The sequence below is a fragment of the Saccharothrix hoggarensis genome, assembly GCF_052936025.1.
The window spans coordinates 7,214,581-7,231,095 of sequence record NZ_CP193624.1 but is presented as its reverse complement, the minus strand read 5'-3'; the positions used below and the strand labels follow the sequence as shown (position 1 = coordinate 7,231,095).

17 protein-coding genes are annotated in these 16,515 nt (G+C 71.8%); 13 read left to right on the top strand and 4 right to left on the bottom strand.

The genetic code is table 11. From position 1 onward, the window contains the following. Positions 1 to 6 precede the first annotated feature (6 nt). Complete coding sequence (locus tag ACRAKH_RS32935) at positions 7 to 810, bottom strand: class I SAM-dependent methyltransferase (RefSeq protein WP_380724381.1); 804 nt, start codon at positions 808 to 810, stop codon at positions 7 to 9. Further along, a complete protein-coding gene (locus ACRAKH_RS32930) occupies positions 789 to 1,283 on the bottom strand; it encodes a DUF2505 domain-containing protein (protein ID WP_380724380.1) in 495 nt (164 codons plus the stop codon). Before ACRAKH_RS32930 ends, ACRAKH_RS32935 begins: the two co-directional genes overlap by 22 nt. Between ACRAKH_RS32930 and ACRAKH_RS32925 the strand changes: the two genes are divergently transcribed. Beyond that, the gene (locus ACRAKH_RS32925; RefSeq protein ID WP_380724379.1) at positions 1,282 to 2,388 is read left to right on the top strand and encodes a UDP-N-acetylmuramate dehydrogenase; all 1,107 of its coding nucleotides are present in this window, start codon (positions 1,282 to 1,284) and stop codon (positions 2,386 to 2,388) included. The two genes, ACRAKH_RS32930 and ACRAKH_RS32925, sit on opposite strands and share 2 nt — an antisense overlap. Positions 2,389 to 2,503: 115 nt before the next feature. On the opposite strand, the gene ACRAKH_RS32920 is transcribed toward ACRAKH_RS32925, so the two are convergent. Then, entirely contained in the window at positions 2,504 to 2,692 is a 189-nt protein-coding gene (locus ACRAKH_RS32920) for a hypothetical protein (RefSeq protein WP_380724378.1), read from the bottom strand. Positions 2,693 to 3,174: 482 nt separating this feature from the next. On the opposite strand from ACRAKH_RS32920, the gene ACRAKH_RS32915 reads away from it, so the two are divergent. Together ACRAKH_RS32915 and ACRAKH_RS32910 are read left to right on the top strand one after the other, a co-directional pair. Further along, on the top strand, positions 3,175 to 3,627 hold the full coding sequence (locus ACRAKH_RS32915) for a hypothetical protein (protein WP_447009506.1): 453 nt from the start codon (positions 3,175 to 3,177) through the stop codon (positions 3,625 to 3,627). Positions 3,628 to 4,581: 954 nt separating this feature from the next. After that, positions 4,582 to 5,577 (top strand): hypothetical protein, encoded by a 996-nt coding sequence (locus ACRAKH_RS32910; RefSeq protein WP_380724376.1) that lies wholly within the window; start codon positions 4,582 to 4,584, stop codon positions 5,575 to 5,577. Here the strand turns inward: ACRAKH_RS32910 and ACRAKH_RS32905 are convergent. Further along, positions 5,531 to 6,262, bottom strand: a complete 732-nt coding sequence (locus tag ACRAKH_RS32905; RefSeq protein WP_380724375.1) for an SDR family NAD(P)-dependent oxidoreductase — start codon at positions 6,260 to 6,262, stop codon at positions 5,531 to 5,533. The two genes, ACRAKH_RS32910 and ACRAKH_RS32905, sit on opposite strands and share 47 nt — an antisense overlap. Before the next feature lie 32 nt (positions 6,263 to 6,294). Between ACRAKH_RS32905 and ACRAKH_RS32900 the strand changes: the two genes are divergently transcribed. From ACRAKH_RS32900 to ACRAKH_RS32855, 10 genes are all read left to right on the top strand, one after another. Next, a complete protein-coding gene (locus ACRAKH_RS32900; protein ID WP_380724374.1) occupies positions 6,295 to 7,497 on the top strand; it encodes a L,D-transpeptidase in 1,203 nt (400 codons plus the stop codon). Between the two features lie 80 nt (positions 7,498 to 7,577). Next, positions 7,578 to 8,375, top strand: coding sequence for an alpha/beta fold hydrolase (locus tag ACRAKH_RS32895; RefSeq protein WP_380724373.1), 798 nt, complete (start codon positions 7,578 to 7,580; stop codon positions 8,373 to 8,375). Beyond that, the gene (gene mshA / locus ACRAKH_RS32890; protein ID WP_380724372.1) at positions 8,372 to 9,625 is read left to right on the top strand and encodes a D-inositol-3-phosphate glycosyltransferase; all 1,254 of its coding nucleotides are present in this window, start codon (positions 8,372 to 8,374) and stop codon (positions 9,623 to 9,625) included. The genes ACRAKH_RS32895 and mshA overlap by 4 nt, the downstream gene beginning before the upstream one ends. Then, on the top strand, positions 9,622 to 10,110 hold the full coding sequence (locus ACRAKH_RS32885; protein ID WP_380724371.1) for a type III secretion system chaperone family protein: 489 nt from the start codon (positions 9,622 to 9,624) through the stop codon (positions 10,108 to 10,110). The genes mshA and ACRAKH_RS32885 overlap by 4 nt, the downstream gene beginning before the upstream one ends. Before the next feature lie 68 nt (positions 10,111 to 10,178). Further along, positions 10,179 to 11,078 carry a DUF4349 domain-containing protein gene (locus ACRAKH_RS32880; protein ID WP_380724369.1) on the top strand — a complete coding sequence of 300 codons (900 nt, stop codon included), beginning with the start codon at positions 10,179 to 10,181 and terminating at the stop codon, positions 11,076 to 11,078. A gap of 415 nt (positions 11,079 to 11,493) precedes the next feature. Then, positions 11,494 to 13,068 carry an AMP-binding protein gene (locus ACRAKH_RS32875; RefSeq protein WP_380724368.1) on the top strand — a complete coding sequence of 525 codons (1,575 nt, stop codon included), beginning with the start codon at positions 11,494 to 11,496 and terminating at the stop codon, positions 13,066 to 13,068. 118 nt (positions 13,069 to 13,186) lie between these two features. After that, positions 13,187 to 13,441, top strand: coding sequence for a hypothetical protein (locus ACRAKH_RS32870; RefSeq protein WP_380724367.1), 255 nt, complete (start codon positions 13,187 to 13,189; stop codon positions 13,439 to 13,441). 116 nt (positions 13,442 to 13,557) lie between these two features. After that, entirely contained in the window at positions 13,558 to 14,304 is a 747-nt protein-coding gene (locus ACRAKH_RS32865) for a phosphoglyceromutase (protein ID WP_380724366.1), read from the top strand. 334 nt (positions 14,305 to 14,638) lie between these two features. Beyond that, positions 14,639 to 15,835: a sensor histidine kinase gene (locus ACRAKH_RS32860; protein WP_380724365.1), complete on the top strand. Its 1,197-nt coding sequence runs from the start codon at positions 14,639 to 14,641 to the stop codon at positions 15,833 to 15,835. Beyond that, on the top strand, positions 15,832 to 16,512 hold the full coding sequence (locus ACRAKH_RS32855) for a response regulator (protein WP_380724364.1): 681 nt from the start codon (positions 15,832 to 15,834) through the stop codon (positions 16,510 to 16,512). Before ACRAKH_RS32860 ends, ACRAKH_RS32855 begins: the two co-directional genes overlap by 4 nt. Positions 16,513 to 16,515 lie beyond the last annotated feature (3 nt).

Below are 16,515 nucleotides of genomic sequence, written 5' to 3'. Positions count from 1 at the left end.
CACAGCCTAGGGACTGACGACGTCCCAGTGCAGCGTGACCTCGCCGAGCCGCCACCGCCTGCGGTCGTCCAGCACGGGCCAGCCGCGGTCGGCCAGCAGCCGCACGGCCTCCACCCACCGGGCCCGCGGCCCGTACGGCGCGAACGGCGCGGCCGTCGCCCAGCACGCGTCCAGCTCGCTGAGCAGGGCGTGCACCCTCTCGCCGGGCACGTTGTGGTGGATCAACGCCTTCGGCAGCCGTTCGGCCAGGTCGCCGGGCGTCTCCAGGTCCGCGGGCAGGCACGACAGCGTGAACGTCCGCGGTCCTTCCGCGGTCAGCGCGACCCAGCAGCACCGGCGGCCGATCTCGTCGCACGTGCCCTCGACCAGCACCCCTCCGGGCGCGAGCCGGCCGACCATGGTGTCCCACGCCTCCGCCGCCTGCTCCTCGGTGTACTGGCGCAGGACGTTGAACGCGCGCAGCAGCACGGGCCGGGCGCCGGCCAGCTCGAACCCGCCGCGCCGGAAGTCCAGCCGGGGCGGGTCGGCGACCTCCTTGCCGGCGGCGACGCGGTCCGCGTCCAGCTCCAGCCCGAGCACCCGGACGTCCGGGTTGACGGCGCGCAGCCGTGCCGCGAGCTCGACCGTGGTGACCGGGGACGACCCGTAGCCGAGGTCTACCACCAGCGGCTCCGGCCCGGACAGCAGGTCGCGGTAGGTGTGCGCCACCCACCGGTCGACCCGGCGCAGGCGGTTCGGGTTGGTGGTGCCTCTCGTGGGCAGGCCGAGCGCGCGCGCCCGGCCCGCGGCTAGGCGCGGCGTGCGAGCCATTCGGCGGTGAACTCGGTTTCCTTGTCGAGCAGCTGGGCGACCTGCTCGGCGATCAGCGCCTCCAGCTTGCCGCCCATGAGCGGGATGCCCACCTTGACCTGACCCACGAGGGTGAGTTCGCTCCCACTCGCGGTGTCGGCGAGCGTCACCGTGCCGTCCAGCCGGCCCGGAACGCCGTCCAACGTCACCTCGACCGTGCCCGCGCGGCCCGCCCCGGTCCACGACTCGGCGCGGTGGATCACGAGGTCGCCGCCCAGCAGGCCGCGGGCCATCGACGGCAGCCTGTCGGCCGGCACACCCTGCTTGAGCTGGTACGACGTGCTCTGGTCGGTGGTGGTGAAGGCGACCAGCTCCGGGTCCGTGCCACCCAGCGCGGCCAGCCGGTCGCGCAGGTACGTCTCGTCCACCAGCGCTGCGTACACGTCGCCCGCGGGCCAGCGGGACGTGGTTCGGTGCTCGATGCGGCGTGCCATGTCGCGGAGGCTACCGTTCTCGGTCGTGACCACCCCGCCCTCCAGTGCCCGTGTGCCGCTGGCCGAGTGCACCACGCTGCGGCTCGGTGGCCCCGCGGCCAGGTTCACGCGCGCCACCACAGCCGCCGAACTGGTCGAGACCGTGCGCGAGCTGGACGCGTCCGGCGAGCCGCTGCTGCTGCTCGGCGGCGGCTCCAACCTTGTCGTCTCGGACGCCGGGTTCCCCGGCACCGCGGTCCAGGTCGGTACGTCCGGCCGCCGGCTCGACCCGTTGGGCGACGGGCTGGTGCAGCTCACCGTCGAGGCGGGCGAGGACTGGGACTCGGTGGTCGCGGAGGCCGTGGCGCAGGGCCTGGGCGGGCTGGAGTGCCTGTCCGGCATCCCCGGCCTGGTCGGCGCCACCCCGGTGCAGAACGTCGGCGCGTACGGCGTGGAGATCGCGCAGGTCCTCACGTCCGTCGACCTGCTGGACCGGCGCACCGGCCGGGTGCACCAGGTGCCCGCGGACGGCCTCGGCCTCGCGTACCGCACGAGCGTGCTGAAGGGCACGGACCACGCCGTGGTGCTGCGCGCCCGGTTCGCGCTGACGGCAGGCGGCCAGTCCGCGCCGATCCGGTACGGCGAGCTGGCCCGCGTGCTGGGCGTCGCGCCCGGTGACCGGGTGCCCGCCGACGCGGCCCGCAAGGCGGTGCTGGAGCTGCGGCGCGGCAAGGGCATGGTGCTCGACCCGACCGACCACGACACGTGGAGCGCGGGCTCGTTCTTCACCAACCCGCTGCTGGACGACTCGACGTTGGCAGGCGTGCTGATCCGGATCGCCGAGCGGCTCGGACCGCACGTGGACGTCCCGACGTACCCGGCGGGCCACGGCCACTCGAAGCTGTCGGCGGCCTGGTTGATCGAGCGGGCGGGCTTCACCCGCGGCTACCGCGGCCGCGGCGACCGGGTCGGCCTGTCCACCAAGCACACGCTGGCGCTGACCAACCGGGGCGGCGCGTCGACCGAGGACCTGCTGGACCTGGCCCGCGAGGTGCGCGACGGCGTGCGCTCGGCGTTCGGCGTCGAGCTGCACCCGGAGCCCGTGCTGGTGGGCTGCGAGATCTGAGGGCCCGACGGCACGTTGCCCCGTCCCCCTGTGACAGCGCTGACCGGTTGAAGGGCGTGCAGACGCCCGACCGCCGTCACGACGTGGGGAACGGGGCAACGATGTGCTTCCGCGATCAGAAGAACCGGACCCGCTCCAGTTCGGCGCCCTCGCCGTCCCTGACGTAGATCGCCCCACCGCGATCGTTGATCTCCTCCAGGTATGCGTACACCTGGAGGGCGCGGTTGATCGTGTCCGTCTTGCTGTCGCCGCTGCGGCCGACCACCTCGTCCAACGCGCGCACCGACCGAGGGGTCAAGTTCACGCTGACCCGTTCCAGGGCAGTTCCATGTCCTCGTGACGAAGATTTGGAATGTTCCCGCTCTGCGAGAGCCTCATCCTTAGCGGACATGTGTAACACCCTTCCCGCCCCCTGCTGCCGAGTGAACGACGTGAAGCCGTTCCTTTCCAGGGCCTCCGGCCAGTACGGGAAGCCCTGATCTTCTCCCCTGCCCCGCCCCGGTTGCCGCCAGGGTGGGACCCGTCGTGGGCCCGGGTAGTCCTCCATGATCGTCCCAAGCCGTCGGACGTGTAGTCAGTCTTACTAGGGCTGCGGGTCATGTCAAGATGATGTACATGTGATGTAACCCTATCGTGTGCTCCTAGGGGCCATAACATGATGTTCAAATGTGGCTATTGTGTGCCTCTTGTGGGGGTGTCAGGGGGGCGTCGATTGTATGGTGCGCTACGCTGCTCGTCCGCAGACGCCCTTCCGCGCACGTCCGCCTCGAGTAGCAAGGGACCATGATGACCAAGTCGTCGACGACGACCGGTAACGACGAGCTGCCGGGCACCGGCGCACCCACCGACCGGTCGGACATCCTCGTTGACCGTCAGGCGCTGGAGGTCGAGTTCAACCTGGACGGGTTCCGCTTGGCGGGGAGGAGTCAAACCTCGTCCGGTTCGCGGTTCGCCGTGGCGGCCTCGTTGACGATGGCGGTCATCGGTGGCGCGGTGGCGGCGGCCGCGGTCGCCGTCGTGGGCCACCTGTCCGGGATCGCTCCGGAGTTGAACTACGCGGTGGCCGTCACGGCCTTGGCGGGTGTCGTCCTGGCGTACATCCTGCTGATCCGCACCCCCAGGTCGGCCACCCTGGTGAACAAGAGGACCGGACAGGCGGAAGCGGAGCTGCCGGTCCGGCCGCTCCCCGCTCGGCGCCCCAAGCGGCGTCGGCCGCGTCGGCGTTCCGGTCGGAGATGAGCGGCGGACGAAACTCGGTGTGGCGAAGGGCGGCGACCTGGTGGTCGCCGCCCTTCCGCGTCCCAACCGCGCGAACGGGTCAAGTCGGCACGACGGTGATTCGGATATGACTTTGGGTGATGGTCCTGCGGACTGCACAGCGGGGCTCGTTCGATGCGAGCGCGCAGGGCGAGCTGGGAGTATGGTCTACAGCACTTCGGCGAGTGGTCCCTGGCGAGACATGCATCACCCATCCGGGCATTTGGTGTGAGGCAGCCTGATTACGTACGGTCTACTCGACCGGTTGTGACCGGTTGCACTCCCGAAGCCGCTCCGAGACTTGCCGAGTTCCGGGGCGGGCGGCGGGAGGGCGACTTGGGCGCCTGGTGAGGCGGCCAGTCACTCGGGGGAGTCAAACCCTCTGCAGGGCTTGACTCCCCAGGCGCCCAGCGGTGCGTGCCCCGGCCCCAGAACCTGTGCACGCATCGCGCCTCTCGGCTGTTCGCGGTCGAGCCGGGCCGGTTGACAGTTGCCGCTGTCAGCCGGCCCTTTCGTCGTGCCGTGAGCCCTATCGTTCTCCGATCGCCGTTCATTACCGCCGAACGGTGGAACGGTTTCGAGACGTCACGATAGCCAACGTTTCTGATTCCCCACCGCTCGCTTCTTCGGATAGTGACTCAGGTCACCACCCTCGGTCTTTCGATGTGGTGGCGAATAGTCGGCTGTTTTCCCAGCCAGCGGGTTTGCGGCGGCGAAATCTGACACTGTTACGCTATCCACTTAGGACTGAAGTGGTCTGGACCAAGATCGTGTGAAACTTCGGTCGGGGCGACCGGTCCCTGCGGTTTCGACGGCTGACGCCGCGCTTGGAACCCAGCGCCGGCCACGAGGTGGAACGGCCGAACGGGTGACTCCGTGTGACGAATCCTCACTGCGCGCGTTTCATGGAGGTAGAGGCACCCGTTGGAGGTCGTCATGGCCTACCCGGACGACGAGCGCGCGGTCATCAGGCCGATCAAGAGGCTGGTTGAGGACGACTTCCTGAGCCGGCCCGGTGTCGTGGGTGTCGACCTCGGGGAGAAGACCGTCGCGGGCCGGGCGACGGGCGAGCCGGCGATCGTGGTCTTCGTCCGCCACAAGGGCCCGGCCGCGCAGTTCGCCATCCCGCCGGACGTCCTCGGCGTGCCGACGGACGTGGTCGAGGACTCGTTCGCGCCGCACCACACCATCGCGTCGCCGGAGAGCGTGAGCGGGGCCGAGCGGCACGAGCTGCTGGTCGGCGGCATCGGCATCGGGCCGAGCCGGGCGATCCGGTTCGTCCCGCCGGACGTCCCGGAGGCCGACGACTACGTGGTGGCGGGGACGTTGGGCGCGCTGGTCACGCCGCGCCGTCGGCACCTGGTGATGGCGTTGACGTCGTTCCACGTGGCGTGCGTGGACGACGCCTGGGCGGTCGGCGACCCGATGGTGCACCCGTCCCGCGTCGACGGCGGGCACCCGGTGCACGACCGGGTGGGCGCGCTGGCGCGGGCGGCGCTGTCCGGCAGCGTGGACGCCGCCGCGATCATGCTCACCACCCCGCACGTGCGGCCCGAGGTGGTCGGCCTCGGGCCGGTGCGCGGCTGGGCGGACGCCCGGGTGGGGCAGCGGGTGCGCAAGCGCGGCCGGACGACGGCCGTCACCGAGGGCGTGGTGGCCTCCACCGACGCCGCCGTCACGCTGGACTTCGGCGTCGGCATCGGCGTCCGCACCCTGCGCGACCAGATCCGGGTCGAGTCGCCCCGGTTCGGCGACCACGGCGACTCGGGCGCCGTCCTGCTGGACGACGCCAACCACGTGGTCGGCCTCTACCTGGGCGGCAGCCGGGACCGGGTCTTCGCGAACCCGATCGGGCCGGTGCTCGACCAGCTCGACGTGGACCTGATCACTCCCGGTGCACCCGCGCCGCGGAGGCCTGGGCGCGGGGCTTGAGCACGATCTGGTCCAGGTTGACGTGGGACGGCCGGGTCACCGCGAACGCGATCACGTCGGCCACGTCGTCCGCGGTCAACGGCGTCACGCCCTGGTAGACGGCGGCGGCCCGCTCGGCGTCGCCGTCGAACCGGTTGACCGAGAAGTCCGTCTCCACCATGCCGGGCAGGACTTCCGTCACGCGCACCGGCTGCCCGAGCAGCTCGCCGCGCAGCGTCCGGTGCAGCGCCGACTGCGCGTGCTTGGCGGACGTGTAGCCGGAGCCGTTGTCGTAGGCCTCGTAGGCGGCGACCGACGTCACCGTGACGACGTGCCCGTCGCCGGAGGCGATCAGCTTCGGCAGCAGGCCCTTGGTGACGCGCAACGTGCCGAGAACGTTCGTCTCCCACATCCAGCGCCAGTGGTCCTCGTCGGCGTCGGCGACGGTGGCCAGGCCCCGCGCGCCGCCGGCGTTGTTGACCAGGACGCGGGCTTCCGGCACGGCGGCCAGGAACGCCTCGACCGACGGGGCGGACGTGACGTCGAGCTCGACGGCGGTGCCCTCGACCTCGTCCGCGATAGCCTTGAGGCGGTCGATCCGCCGGGCGCCGAGCACCACGTGGAAGCCCTCGGCGGCGAGCCTGCGGGCGGTGGCCTCGCCGATCCCCGCGCTGGCTCCGGTCACGACTGCGATAGGACGGTTCACCCGGCCGATCTTATTCGGTGCGACATCGTGTGATGCGGATCACTCGCACCGTGAGCCCCGTGGGACGTCCTTCCACCGGGAGGTCGAAAGTGCACAGGAGATGGGTGGCCCTGCTGGCCGGCGCGGCTCTGCTCGCCGGGTGCTCGGCGAGCGTGGAACAGGGCACGGCCAAGCCCGCCGGCGGCGACAACCCGCCCGTGGCCACGTTCGCGACCGTGCCGGCCGACGGCGCCAAGGACGTTCCGGTCAACGTCCCGGTGCGGGTCACCGTCGCCGACGGCGCGATCGACGAGGTCGCCGTCACCAACCCCGAGGGTCAGGCGGTCAAGGGCGCGCTCGCCGACGACCGGAAGTCCTGGGCCACCACCGAGCCGCTCGGCTTCGGCAAGAGCTACACCTACGCGGGCAAGGCCACCGGCGCCGACGGCAGGCCGGTCGAGCTGAAGGGCGCGTTCACCACCCTCAACCCGGCCGCCCAGGTCCGGGCCACCCTCTTCCCCGGCGACGACCAGACCGTGGGCGTCGCCGTCCCGATCAAGGTCGAGTTCGACGTCGACGTCGCCGACCGGGCCACCGTGGAGCGGGCGCTGACCGTCACCAACTCGGCGGGCGTCAAGGGCAGCTGGGCCTGGCTCAGCTCGCGCCAGGTCCACTACCGGCCGGAGAAGTACTGGCCCGCCAACACGCGGGTCCACGTCGAGGCGAAGCTCTACGGCGTGCACTACGGCGGCGGCGCGTACGGCCGCGCGGACGTGACCAGCGACTTCACCATCGGCCGCAACCAGGTCGTGAAGATCGACACGCCGACGCACCAGCTCGTGGTGCAGCGCGACGGGCAGACCGTGGCGACCTACCCGGCGTCGTTCGGCAAGGACGCCGACCCGGAGCTGACCACGCCCAACGGCACGTTCGTCGTGATGCAGAAGGACGAGCAGTGGAGCTTCGACAACCCGCGCTACGGCTACACCAACGTGATCAAGAAGTGGGCCGTGCGGTTCTCGAACCACGGCGAGTTCATCCACGAGAACAACGACAACGCGGCCAACATCGGCAAGAACAACACCTCGCACGGCTGCGCCAACCTGCTGGAGGCCGACGCCAAGGCGTACTACGACAGCGCGCTCGTCGGCGACCCGGTCGAGGTGACGGGCTCGATCACCGCCCTGCCCGCCCAGTTCGAGTGGTACGACTGGCAGATCCCGTGGTCGCAGTGGCAGACCATGAGCGCGCTGTGACGTTCGCGGCGCCCGGCCTCCGCGTTGTGATCTGAGCAGGCCGGGGAAGTGATGGGATGACCCGAGCGTTGTTCTAGATCGTGCAGACATCTCTCCTCACCGCTGAGGGCGTGCGGCTCTCGGTTCGCGAGTCGGGCCCGGTGGACGCGCCGGCGGTCGTGCTGGTCCACGGGTGGGCCCAGTCCGGGGAGGTGTGGTCGCCCGATCCGACGTCGCGCTCGTACGCGCCGGACCTGCGCGGTCACGGCGCCTCGGAGATCACCGAGGGCGGCTACCGCGACTCGGCGTCGTGGGCGGCGGACCTGAAGGCGGTGCTCGACCACGTCGGGCGGCCCGCGGTGCTGGTCGGCTGGTCCTACGGCGGCCTGGTGATCACCGACTACCTGCGCGCGCACGGCACGGCCGGGGTGTCCGGGCTGGTGCTGGTCGGCGCGATCACCGAGCTGGGCCGCGGCCGGCCCGGCGGGGCGACCGGGCGGCTGGTGGAGGCCACGCTGGCGCCCTCGCTGTCGGAGGACCCGGGGGTGGCCGTGCCCGCGCTGGCCGAGTTCTGCCGCGACCAGGCGCCCGGCCTGCCCGGTGAGCTGGTCCAACGCCTGCTGGGCACGGCGCTGCGCGTGCCGCCGAGGGTGCGCCGCGACATGTTCCGCCGTGACGTCGACAGCGCCGCCGTGCTGAGGGCCGTCGACAAGCCGACACTGGTGGTGCACGGCACCGCCGACGAGGTGGTCGACCCGGCCGCCGGCGAGTACGCGGCGGCCCTGATCCCCGGAGCCGACTTGCGCCGTTACGACCGCACCGCGCACGCGCCGTTCCTCGAACAGCCCGAGCGGTTCGCCGCCGACCTCGCCGGTTTCGTCGCGGAGGTGTCCCGGTGAAGCGGGTGGCGGTGCTCTCCGTGCACACGTCGCCGCTGGAGCAGCCCGGCACGGGCGACGCGGGCGGCATGAACGTCTACATCGTGCAGACCGCCACCCGGATGGCCCGCCGCGGCATCGAGGTGGAGATCTTCACCCGGGCCACGTCGTCGGAGCTGCCGCCGGTCGCCGAGCTCGCGCCGGGCGTCAAGGTGCGGCACGTGGTGTCCGGCCCGTTCGAGGGCCTGAGCAAGGAGGAGCTGCCCGGCCAGCTCTGCGCGTTCACCGCGGGCGTGCTGCGGGCCGAGGCGCGGCACGAGCCCGGCCACTACGACGTCGTGCACTCGCACTACTGGCTCTCCGGGCAGGTCGGCTGGCTCGCCCGGGAGCGGTGGGCGGTGCCGCTGGTGCACACCGCGCACACCCTCGCCAAGGTGAAGAACCTGGCGCTGGCGGCGGACGACACGCCCGAGCCGCGGATGCGGGTGATCGGCGAGGAGCAGGTGGTCGCCGAGGCCGACCGGCTCGTCGCCAACACCGAGGTCGAGGCCGCGGAGCTGGTCAAGCTGTACGACGCCGACCCGGGCAAGGTGCTGGTCGTGCCGCCGGGCGTGGACCTGGAGCGGTTCACGCCGGGCGACCGGGACGCGGCGCGCGCGGCGCTGGGGCTGCGGCCGGACTCGGTCGTGCTGGCGTTCGTCGGGCGCATCCAGCCGCTGAAGGCGCCGGACGTGCTGCTGCGGGCCGCCGCCGAGATGGTGGCGCGTGATCCGGGCCTGCGGTCGCGGCTCGCGGTGCTGGTCGTCGGCGGGCCGTCCGGCTCGGGCATGAAGACGCCCGAGGAGCTGGTGCGGCTGGCCGCCGAGCTGCGGATCTCGGACGTCACGCGGTTCCTGCCGCCGCAGGGCGGCGCGGCGCTGGCGCAGGTCTACCGCGCGGCCGACGTGGTCGCCGTGCCCAGCTACAACGAGTCGTTCGGCCTGGTCGCGCTGGAGGCGCAGGCGTGCGGCACGCCGGTCGTCGCGGCGGCCGTCGGCGGGCTGCCGGTGGCGGTGCGGGATGGTGTGTCCGGCGCGCTCGTGGACGGGCACGACCCGGCGGCGTGGGCGCGGGTGCTGTCCGACATCGCGCTGCACGCCGGTCGTCGCGAGGAGCTGGCCGGCAACGCGGTGTGGCACGCGCGCCGGTTCTCCTGGGACCGGACGACTGAGTCGCTCCTGGCCGGGTACGCCGAGGCACGTGATGTGTTCCGCGAGGAGGTCTTCGCTTGAGCCGGCAACTGGACGACCTGATCAGGTCCACTTTGGACGAACGGGAGCTGCGCTACGACCGCAAGGAGCCGGGCAGGTTCTTCGTGACCCTGCCGGGCACCAAGAAGCTCCAGACCAACTGCTGGCTCGTCGTCGGCAGGCACGCGCTGGTCGTCGAGGCGTTCGTGTGCCGCAAGCCGGACGAGGCGCACGAGGACGTCTACCGGTTCCTGTTGCGGCGCAACGCGAAGCTCTACGGCGTGCACTACACGATCGACACGACCGGTGACATCTACCTGGTCGGCCGGGTCGCGCCGCACGCCGTGACGCCCGACGAGCTGGACCGGGTGCTCGGGCAGGTGGTGGAGGCCGCGGACGGCGACTTCAACACGCTGCTGGAGATCGGGTTCGCGGGCGCCATCCAGCGCGAGTGGGACTGGCGGGTGTCGCGCGGCGAGTCGCTGGCCAACCTCCAGGCGTTCCGGCACCTGGTGTCCGAATCGTGATCGCCCGCGCGCAACTGCGGTAGGGGCGGCTGCCGTCCACCTGGTGACGTTGGACCAGGGGAGGGCAGATGGGCAGACGGGTGGGGTTGGCGTTCGCCGCGTTCGCGGTGGTGGCGCTGGCCGGGTGCGCGGCGACGAACTCGTCGTCGGGTTCGGCCGACCAGGCGGCGGTCGCGCCGCAGCAGGGCGCGCAGACGCCCGGCGGGATGCCGAAGCAGGAATCCGCGGGCCAGGGCCGAGCCCAGGACCAGGGCCAGGGCCAAGCGGGTGAGGCGCGGCAGGCCGGCACGTCGGCCGAGCAGAACCGCCAGCTCGTCCGCACGGCGACGGTCGACCTGCGCACCGGTGACGTCGCCTCGGCGTTGGCGCGGGTGAAGGACCTCGTCCTCGAGCAGGGCGGGTACTCGGCGCAGGAGAGGTCGCAGCACGACCAGGCCTCGGTGACGGTGAAGGTGCCCGGCGACCGGCTCGACCCGGTGCTGGAGGCCATCGGCCGGCTGGAGGGCGCCGAGGTCGTCAAGCGCGAGCTGCGCACCGACGACGTGACCGAGCAGGTCGTGGACATCGAGGCGCGGATCGCCAACCAGCGGGCCAGCGTCGAGCGGGTGCGCGGGCTGCTGGAACGGGCTTCCACCACGTCCGAGATCACCGACATCGAGGCCGAGCTGACCGAGCGGCAGTCCGAGCTGGAGTCGTTGCAGCGCCGGTACGAGACGCTGAAGGGCCAGGTCGCGATGGCGACGTTGACCGTCACCTTCTCGTCCAAGGGCGCGCCGCCGGTCGTCGTGGAAGAGGAGGAGGCCGGGTTCCTGTCCGCGTTCACGGGCGGCTGGCGCGCGTTGGTGACGGCTTTCGGCTGGCTGGCCGTGGTGGTGGGCGCCGTGCTGCCGTTCGCCGTGGTCCTCGGCGTGCCCGCGTTCGGGTACCTGTGGTGGCGCCGGCGCCGGAAGGGCGCGGTCACGCCGTAGCACCGTTCGGAGTAACGCTTTCTGACGAAAAGTCTACTGAGAGCAACACGGCGCGGGAGCGCGGGGCGGCTTGGGAGAGAGGGGGAGTCGCGAGCTCAAGCCGCCCCGCGTCAGTCCCCGCTGCGGTGCGTCCGGGCGGGGGGAGCCCGGATACCCACGCGGGCCGCGGTTCGACGGGGGGATTGCAAACCGCGGTTCGTGCCGCGCAGGTCGTCGGAGTGCGTGGGAGCCGACCCGCGGGGCCTTGCCAACTTGGCAGATGGCCGGCGATCACCACAAGGGCCAGGACTACTCCATTCGTGTGCTATTAGCCGAGTTAAGTAACGCTCTAGCGTCACCGCCCACCGCCTTGACCGGCGATGTGGCTTGACTCACGATGGCGGGATCACGGCCCCCGGATGAATGAGGCAGCCGCATGGTCTTCCGCAGTCCGTTCCCCGATGTCGAGGTCCCGGACGTCTCCCTGCACGAGCTGTTGTTCGCCGACCTCGGGACGCGCGCCGACCGCGTGGCCCTGGTCGACGGCGCCTCGGGCGCGTCCCTGACCTACGCCCAGCTCGCCGGCGCGATCGACCGCCTGGCCGCAGCGCTGGCCGCCCGGGGGATCGGCAAGGGCGACGTGGTCGGCATCCTCAGCCCGAACACCCCGTACTACGCCGTCGTGTTCCACGGCATCCTGCGGGCCGGCGCCACCGCGACCACCATCAACGCCCTCTACACGGCGGACGAGGTCGCGCACCAGCTCGCCGACGCGGGCGCCCGGATGCTGTTCACGGTGTCCGTGCTGCTGCCGAACGCCGCGCCCGGCGCGGAGAAGGCGGGCGTCTCCGACGTGGTGGTCCTCGACGCCGCCGAGGGCTACGAGAGCCTGTCGTCGTTGCTGGCCAACGCGGAGCCCGTGCCGGAGGTGGCGATCGACCCGGCCGAGGACGTGGCCGTGCTGCCGTACTCGTCCGGCACGACCGGCCGCGCCAAGGGCGTGATGCTGACGCACCGGAACCTGGTCGCGAACATCGTCCAGTGCGGGCCGCTGCTGAAGGTCGGCGACGACACCAAGATCCTCGCCGTGCTGCCGTTCTTCCACATCTACGGCATGCAGGTGCTGATGAACAACGGCCTGCACGTGGGTGCGACGGTCGTGACGCTGCCCAAGTTCGACCTGCCCGAGTTCCTGCGGGTCATCCAGGACCACCGCACCGACCGCGTCTACATCGCGCCGCCGGTGGCCGTGGCGCTGGCCAAGCACCCGCTCGTGGACCAGTACGACCTGTCCGGGATCGACACGATCTTCTCCGGCGCCGCGCCGCTCGACGTGGACCTCGCGGCGGCGGTCGCCCAGCGCCTCGGCTGCCGCGTGTCCCAGGGCTACGGCATGACCGAGATGAGCCCGGTCAGCCACGCCATCCCGGACGGCCGCGACGACATCTCCGTCGGCACCGTCGGCGTGATCGCGCCGAACATGGAGTGCCGGTTCGTCGACCCGGCCACCGGCGAGGACGTCGGCGTCGGCGAGCGGGGCGAGCTGTGGTGCCGCGGCCCGAACGTCATGAAGGGGTACCTGAACAACCCCGACGCCACGGCCGCGACGTTGGACGCCGACGGCTGGCTGCACACCGGCGACGTGGCCGTGATCGACGAGGACGGCCTGGTCAGCATCGTGGACCGGGTCAAGGAGCTGATCAAGTACAAGGGCTACCAGGTGCCGCCGGCCGAGCTGGAAGCCCTGCTGCTGACGCACCCGGCGATCGCCGACGCCGCCGTCGTGGGCGTGCGCGACGAGGACGGCGAGGAGGTCCCGAAGGCGTTCGTCGTCCGCCAGCCGGGCGCGGAGCTGGACGCGGCGGGCGTGATGGAGTTCGTGGCGTCCCAGGTCGCGCCGCACAAGAAGGTGCGGGTGGTCGAGTTCATCGAGGCGATCCCGAAGTCGGCGTCGGGCAAGATCCTCCGCAAGGACCTCCGCGCCCGCGAGGCGAGTGCGCCGGCAGGCTGATCGGCGCGGCCGACGACCACCCGATGGTGTTGATGTCCGCCGCTCGCGGTGCCGGGGCGGCGGTGCGCCACAACCATGTCGTGTGCAAAACCCGGCACACACATCGGAGAACACACGCATGCGCATCCTCGGAAGGCTGGCCGTCGCGGCCGGCGCCACGGCCGCCGTCCTGCTCGCCGCCCCGGCGGCCAACGCCGCCACCGACACCGACCTGAAGCACCTCGCCGAGGTCGTCGGCCAGGGCGAGACCAGGGCCGTGCCGCTCCCCGCCGTGGGCGGCCTCGTCAACAGCGTGCCGATCGCGAACCAGGTGATCAGCAAGCTCGTGGGCGGCCTGGTGAACAGCTCGGGGGCCAGCGCGATCGGCGGCTGACCGACGGCTGATCGGGTCGGGTCGGGCCACCTCGGCCCGGCCCGGCCGCTGCACCGATCAAGCCCAGCCCCACCACCCGCGTGAGCAGGCGCGGGGCATCTGGCAGGCTGAGGGTCATGGCTGTCGGAACCCTGGTGCTGCTCCGCCACGGCGAGAGCGTCTGGAACGCGGAGAACCTGTTCACCGGTTGGGTGGACGTCCCACTGTCCGAGAAGGGCGTGAACGAGGCGAAGCGCGGCGGCGTGCTGCTGCGCGAAGCGGGCGTGTTGCCGGAGGTGGTGCACACGTCGCTGCTGCGCCGCGCCATCGGCACCGCGAACCTCGCCCTCGACGCGGCCGACCGGCACTGGATCCCGGTGCGCCGGGACTGGCGGCTCAACGAGCGCCACTACGGCGCGCTCCAGGGCAAGAACAAGAAGCAGACCCTGGAGGAGTTCGGCGAGGAGCAGTTCATGCTCTGGCGCCGCTCGTACGACACCCCGCCGCCGCCGATCGAGCCCGGCACGGAGTTCAGCCAGGACGCCGACCCGCGCTACGCGGACCTCGGGCCGGACCTGCCGCTGACCGAGTGCCTGCTCGACGTGGTCAAGCGGATGATCCCGTACTGGGAGTCGGCGATCGTGCCCGACCTGCGGGCCGGCCGGACGGTGCTCGTCGCGGCGCACGGCAACTCGCTGCGCGCGCTGGTCAAGCACCTCGACGGCGTCTCCGACGAGGCGATCGCGGGCCTGAACATCCCCACCGGCATCCCGCTGCGCTACGACCTCGACGACGACCTCAAGCCCGTCACGCCCGGCGGCCAGTACCTCGACCCGGACGCGGCGGCCGACGCGATCAAGGCCGTGGCCAACCAGGGCCGCTGACACCGACCGGCTCCACCACTCGACGGCGGTGCGCGCGCACGGGGACCACCCCGGCGCGCGTGCCGCCGTTTCGCCTTTCCGGCCCCCGGCACGCCCTCGGCACGTCCCTCGGCACGTCTCGGCGCGCCCCCGGCACGTCCTCTGCGCGTCACCTGGCGGAGAACCGGGTGTCCGCGGCGCGGCACCCGTCCGAACGTCCCCGGCCCGGTTGGACACGATTGGGTGAACGACGGTCGTCCGGCGGGAAAACATCGGTCCCAGACGGTGTCACAGGAGTCACGAACCGGCTTCGCGCACTAGGCCACACCGGCCCTGACCTGCTTACGATGCGCTTGTGACCGCAACGGGTTACCTCGTCCTGTCGATCGGCGCTCTGCTGATCGGCGGCGTGGCGTTCCTCGCCGGACGCGCCACCGCGCCGCGACAGAGCCGCCCCAAGGGCCTGACCGTGGCCGACCTGATGGCCAGGGTCGTGCACTCCTCGCCCGACGGCATCGTCGTCCTCAACGGCTTCGGCGACGTCGTCCTGCACAACGCCCGCGCCGAGGAGCTGGGCGTGGTGCGCAACAACCGGGTGGACGACCGGGCGCGCCAGGCCGCCGAGATGGCCCGCCGCAACGGCGGCGTCGTCGCCGTCGACCTGTCGTCGCTGGAGGTCATCAAGGGCCGCCAGCCGCAGGCCGTGCACGCCACCGTCAAAGTGCTCACCGAGGGTTTCGTCGTGGTCGACGCCACGGACGAGTCCGAGTCGGTGCGGCTGGAGGCGACCCGGCGCGACTTCGTCGCCAACGTGAGCCACGAGCTGAAGACCCCGGTGGGCGCGCTCGCGCTGCTCGCCGAGGCGGTGCTCGACGCGGCGGACGACCAGGAGGAGGTCCGCCGGTTCAGCGCCAAGATCATGCAGGAGGCGACCCGGCTCGGCACGCTGGTCACCGAGCTGATCGCGCTGTCCCGGCTGCAGGGCGCGGAGAAGCTGCCGGAGCTGAGCCGGGTCGAGGTCGACGTGGTGATCACCGAGGCGCTGGGCCGGTCGAAGCTGGCCGCCGAGTCCGCGGGCATCGCCATCACCACCGACGAGCCCAGCGGCCTGGAGGTCGAGGGTGACCGGACGTTGCTGGTCACCGCCCTGAGCAACCTGCTGGACAACGCGGTCGCGTACTCGCCGCCGGGCAGCCCGGTGTCGGTCAGCCGCAAGCTGGTCGACGGGTTCGTCGAGATCGCGGTGACCGACCGCGGCATCGGCATCGCCGAGGACCAGCAGACCCGCGTGTTCGAGCGCTTCTACCGGGTCGACAAGGCCCGCTCCCGCGCGACCGGCGGCACGGGCCTCGGCCTGGCCATCGTGAAGCACGTCGCGAACAACCACGGCGGCGAGGTGAAGCTGTGGAGCCTCCCCGGCACCGGCTCGACCTTCACGCTGCGCATCCCGGCTCATCCCGACGAGGACGAGCCCACCGCTGACCTGCCCAAGCAGGAGCTGACCAGCCCCGTCCCGAGCGGCGCGGGCAGCAAACCCGGAGGAGAGCTGTGACCAGGGTGCTCATCGTGGAGGACGAGGAGTCCTTCGCCGATCCGCTCGCCTTCCTGCTGCGCAAGGAGGGCTTCACCGCGGCGCTCGCGGCCACCGGCCAGGAGGCGTTGGAGGAGTTCGACCGCAACGGCGCCGACATCGTGCTGCTCGACCTCATGCTCCCCGGCATGAGCGGCACGGACGTGTGCAAGCAGCTGCGCGCGCGCTCCGCCGTGCCCGTGATCATGGTCACGGCGCGGGACAGCGAGATCGACAAGGTCGTCGGGCTGGAACTGGGCGCCGACGACTACGTCACCAAGCCGTACTCGGCCCGCGAGCTGATCGCCCGCATCCGCGCGGTGCTCCGCCGCGGCGGCGAGTCCGAGGAGCTGCTGCCGCAGGTCCTGGAGGCGGGGCCGGTCCGGATGGACGTCGAGCGGCACGTCGTCACCGTGGACGGCGGCGAGGTCAGCCTGCCGCTGAAGGAGTTCGACCTCCTCGAGTACCTGCTGCGCAACGTCGGCCGGGTGCTGACCCGCGGCCAGCTGATCGACCGGGTGTGGGGCGCGGACTACGTCGGCGACACGAAAACGCTGGACGTGCACGTCAAGCGGCTGCGCTCGAAGATCGAGCCCGACCCGTCGACGCCGCGCCACCTCGTCACGGTGCGCGGACTGGGCTACAAGTTCGAATCCTGAGAA

Excerpts from the sequence above, each read along its gene's own strand:
- ACRAKH_RS32935 (WP_380724381.1), bottom strand. The coding sequence starts at position 810 with ATGGCTCGCACGCCGCGCCTAGCCGCGGGCCGGGCGCGCGCGCTCGGC.
- ACRAKH_RS32925 (WP_380724379.1), top strand. The coding sequence starts at position 1,282 with ATGTCGCGGAGGCTACCGTTCTCGGTCGTGACCACCCCGCCCTCCAGT.
- ACRAKH_RS32930 (WP_380724380.1), bottom strand. The coding sequence starts at position 1,283 with ATGGCACGCCGCATCGAGCACCGAACCACGTCCCGCTGGCCCGCGGGC.
- ACRAKH_RS32915 (WP_447009506.1), top strand. The coding sequence starts at position 3,175 with ATGACCAAGTCGTCGACGACGACCGGTAACGACGAGCTGCCGGGCACC.
- ACRAKH_RS32910 (WP_380724376.1), top strand. The coding sequence starts at position 4,582 with ATGGCCTACCCGGACGACGAGCGCGCGGTCATCAGGCCGATCAAGAGG.
- ACRAKH_RS32900 (WP_380724374.1), top strand. The coding sequence starts at position 6,295 with ATGCGGATCACTCGCACCGTGAGCCCCGTGGGACGTCCTTCCACCGGG.
- ACRAKH_RS32880 (WP_380724369.1), top strand. The coding sequence starts at position 10,179 with ATGGGCAGACGGGTGGGGTTGGCGTTCGCCGCGTTCGCGGTGGTGGCG.
- ACRAKH_RS32875 (WP_380724368.1), top strand. The coding sequence starts at position 11,494 with ATGGTCTTCCGCAGTCCGTTCCCCGATGTCGAGGTCCCGGACGTCTCC.
- ACRAKH_RS32870 (WP_380724367.1), top strand. The coding sequence starts at position 13,187 with ATGCGCATCCTCGGAAGGCTGGCCGTCGCGGCCGGCGCCACGGCCGCC.
- ACRAKH_RS32865 (WP_380724366.1), top strand. The coding sequence starts at position 13,558 with ATGGCTGTCGGAACCCTGGTGCTGCTCCGCCACGGCGAGAGCGTCTGG.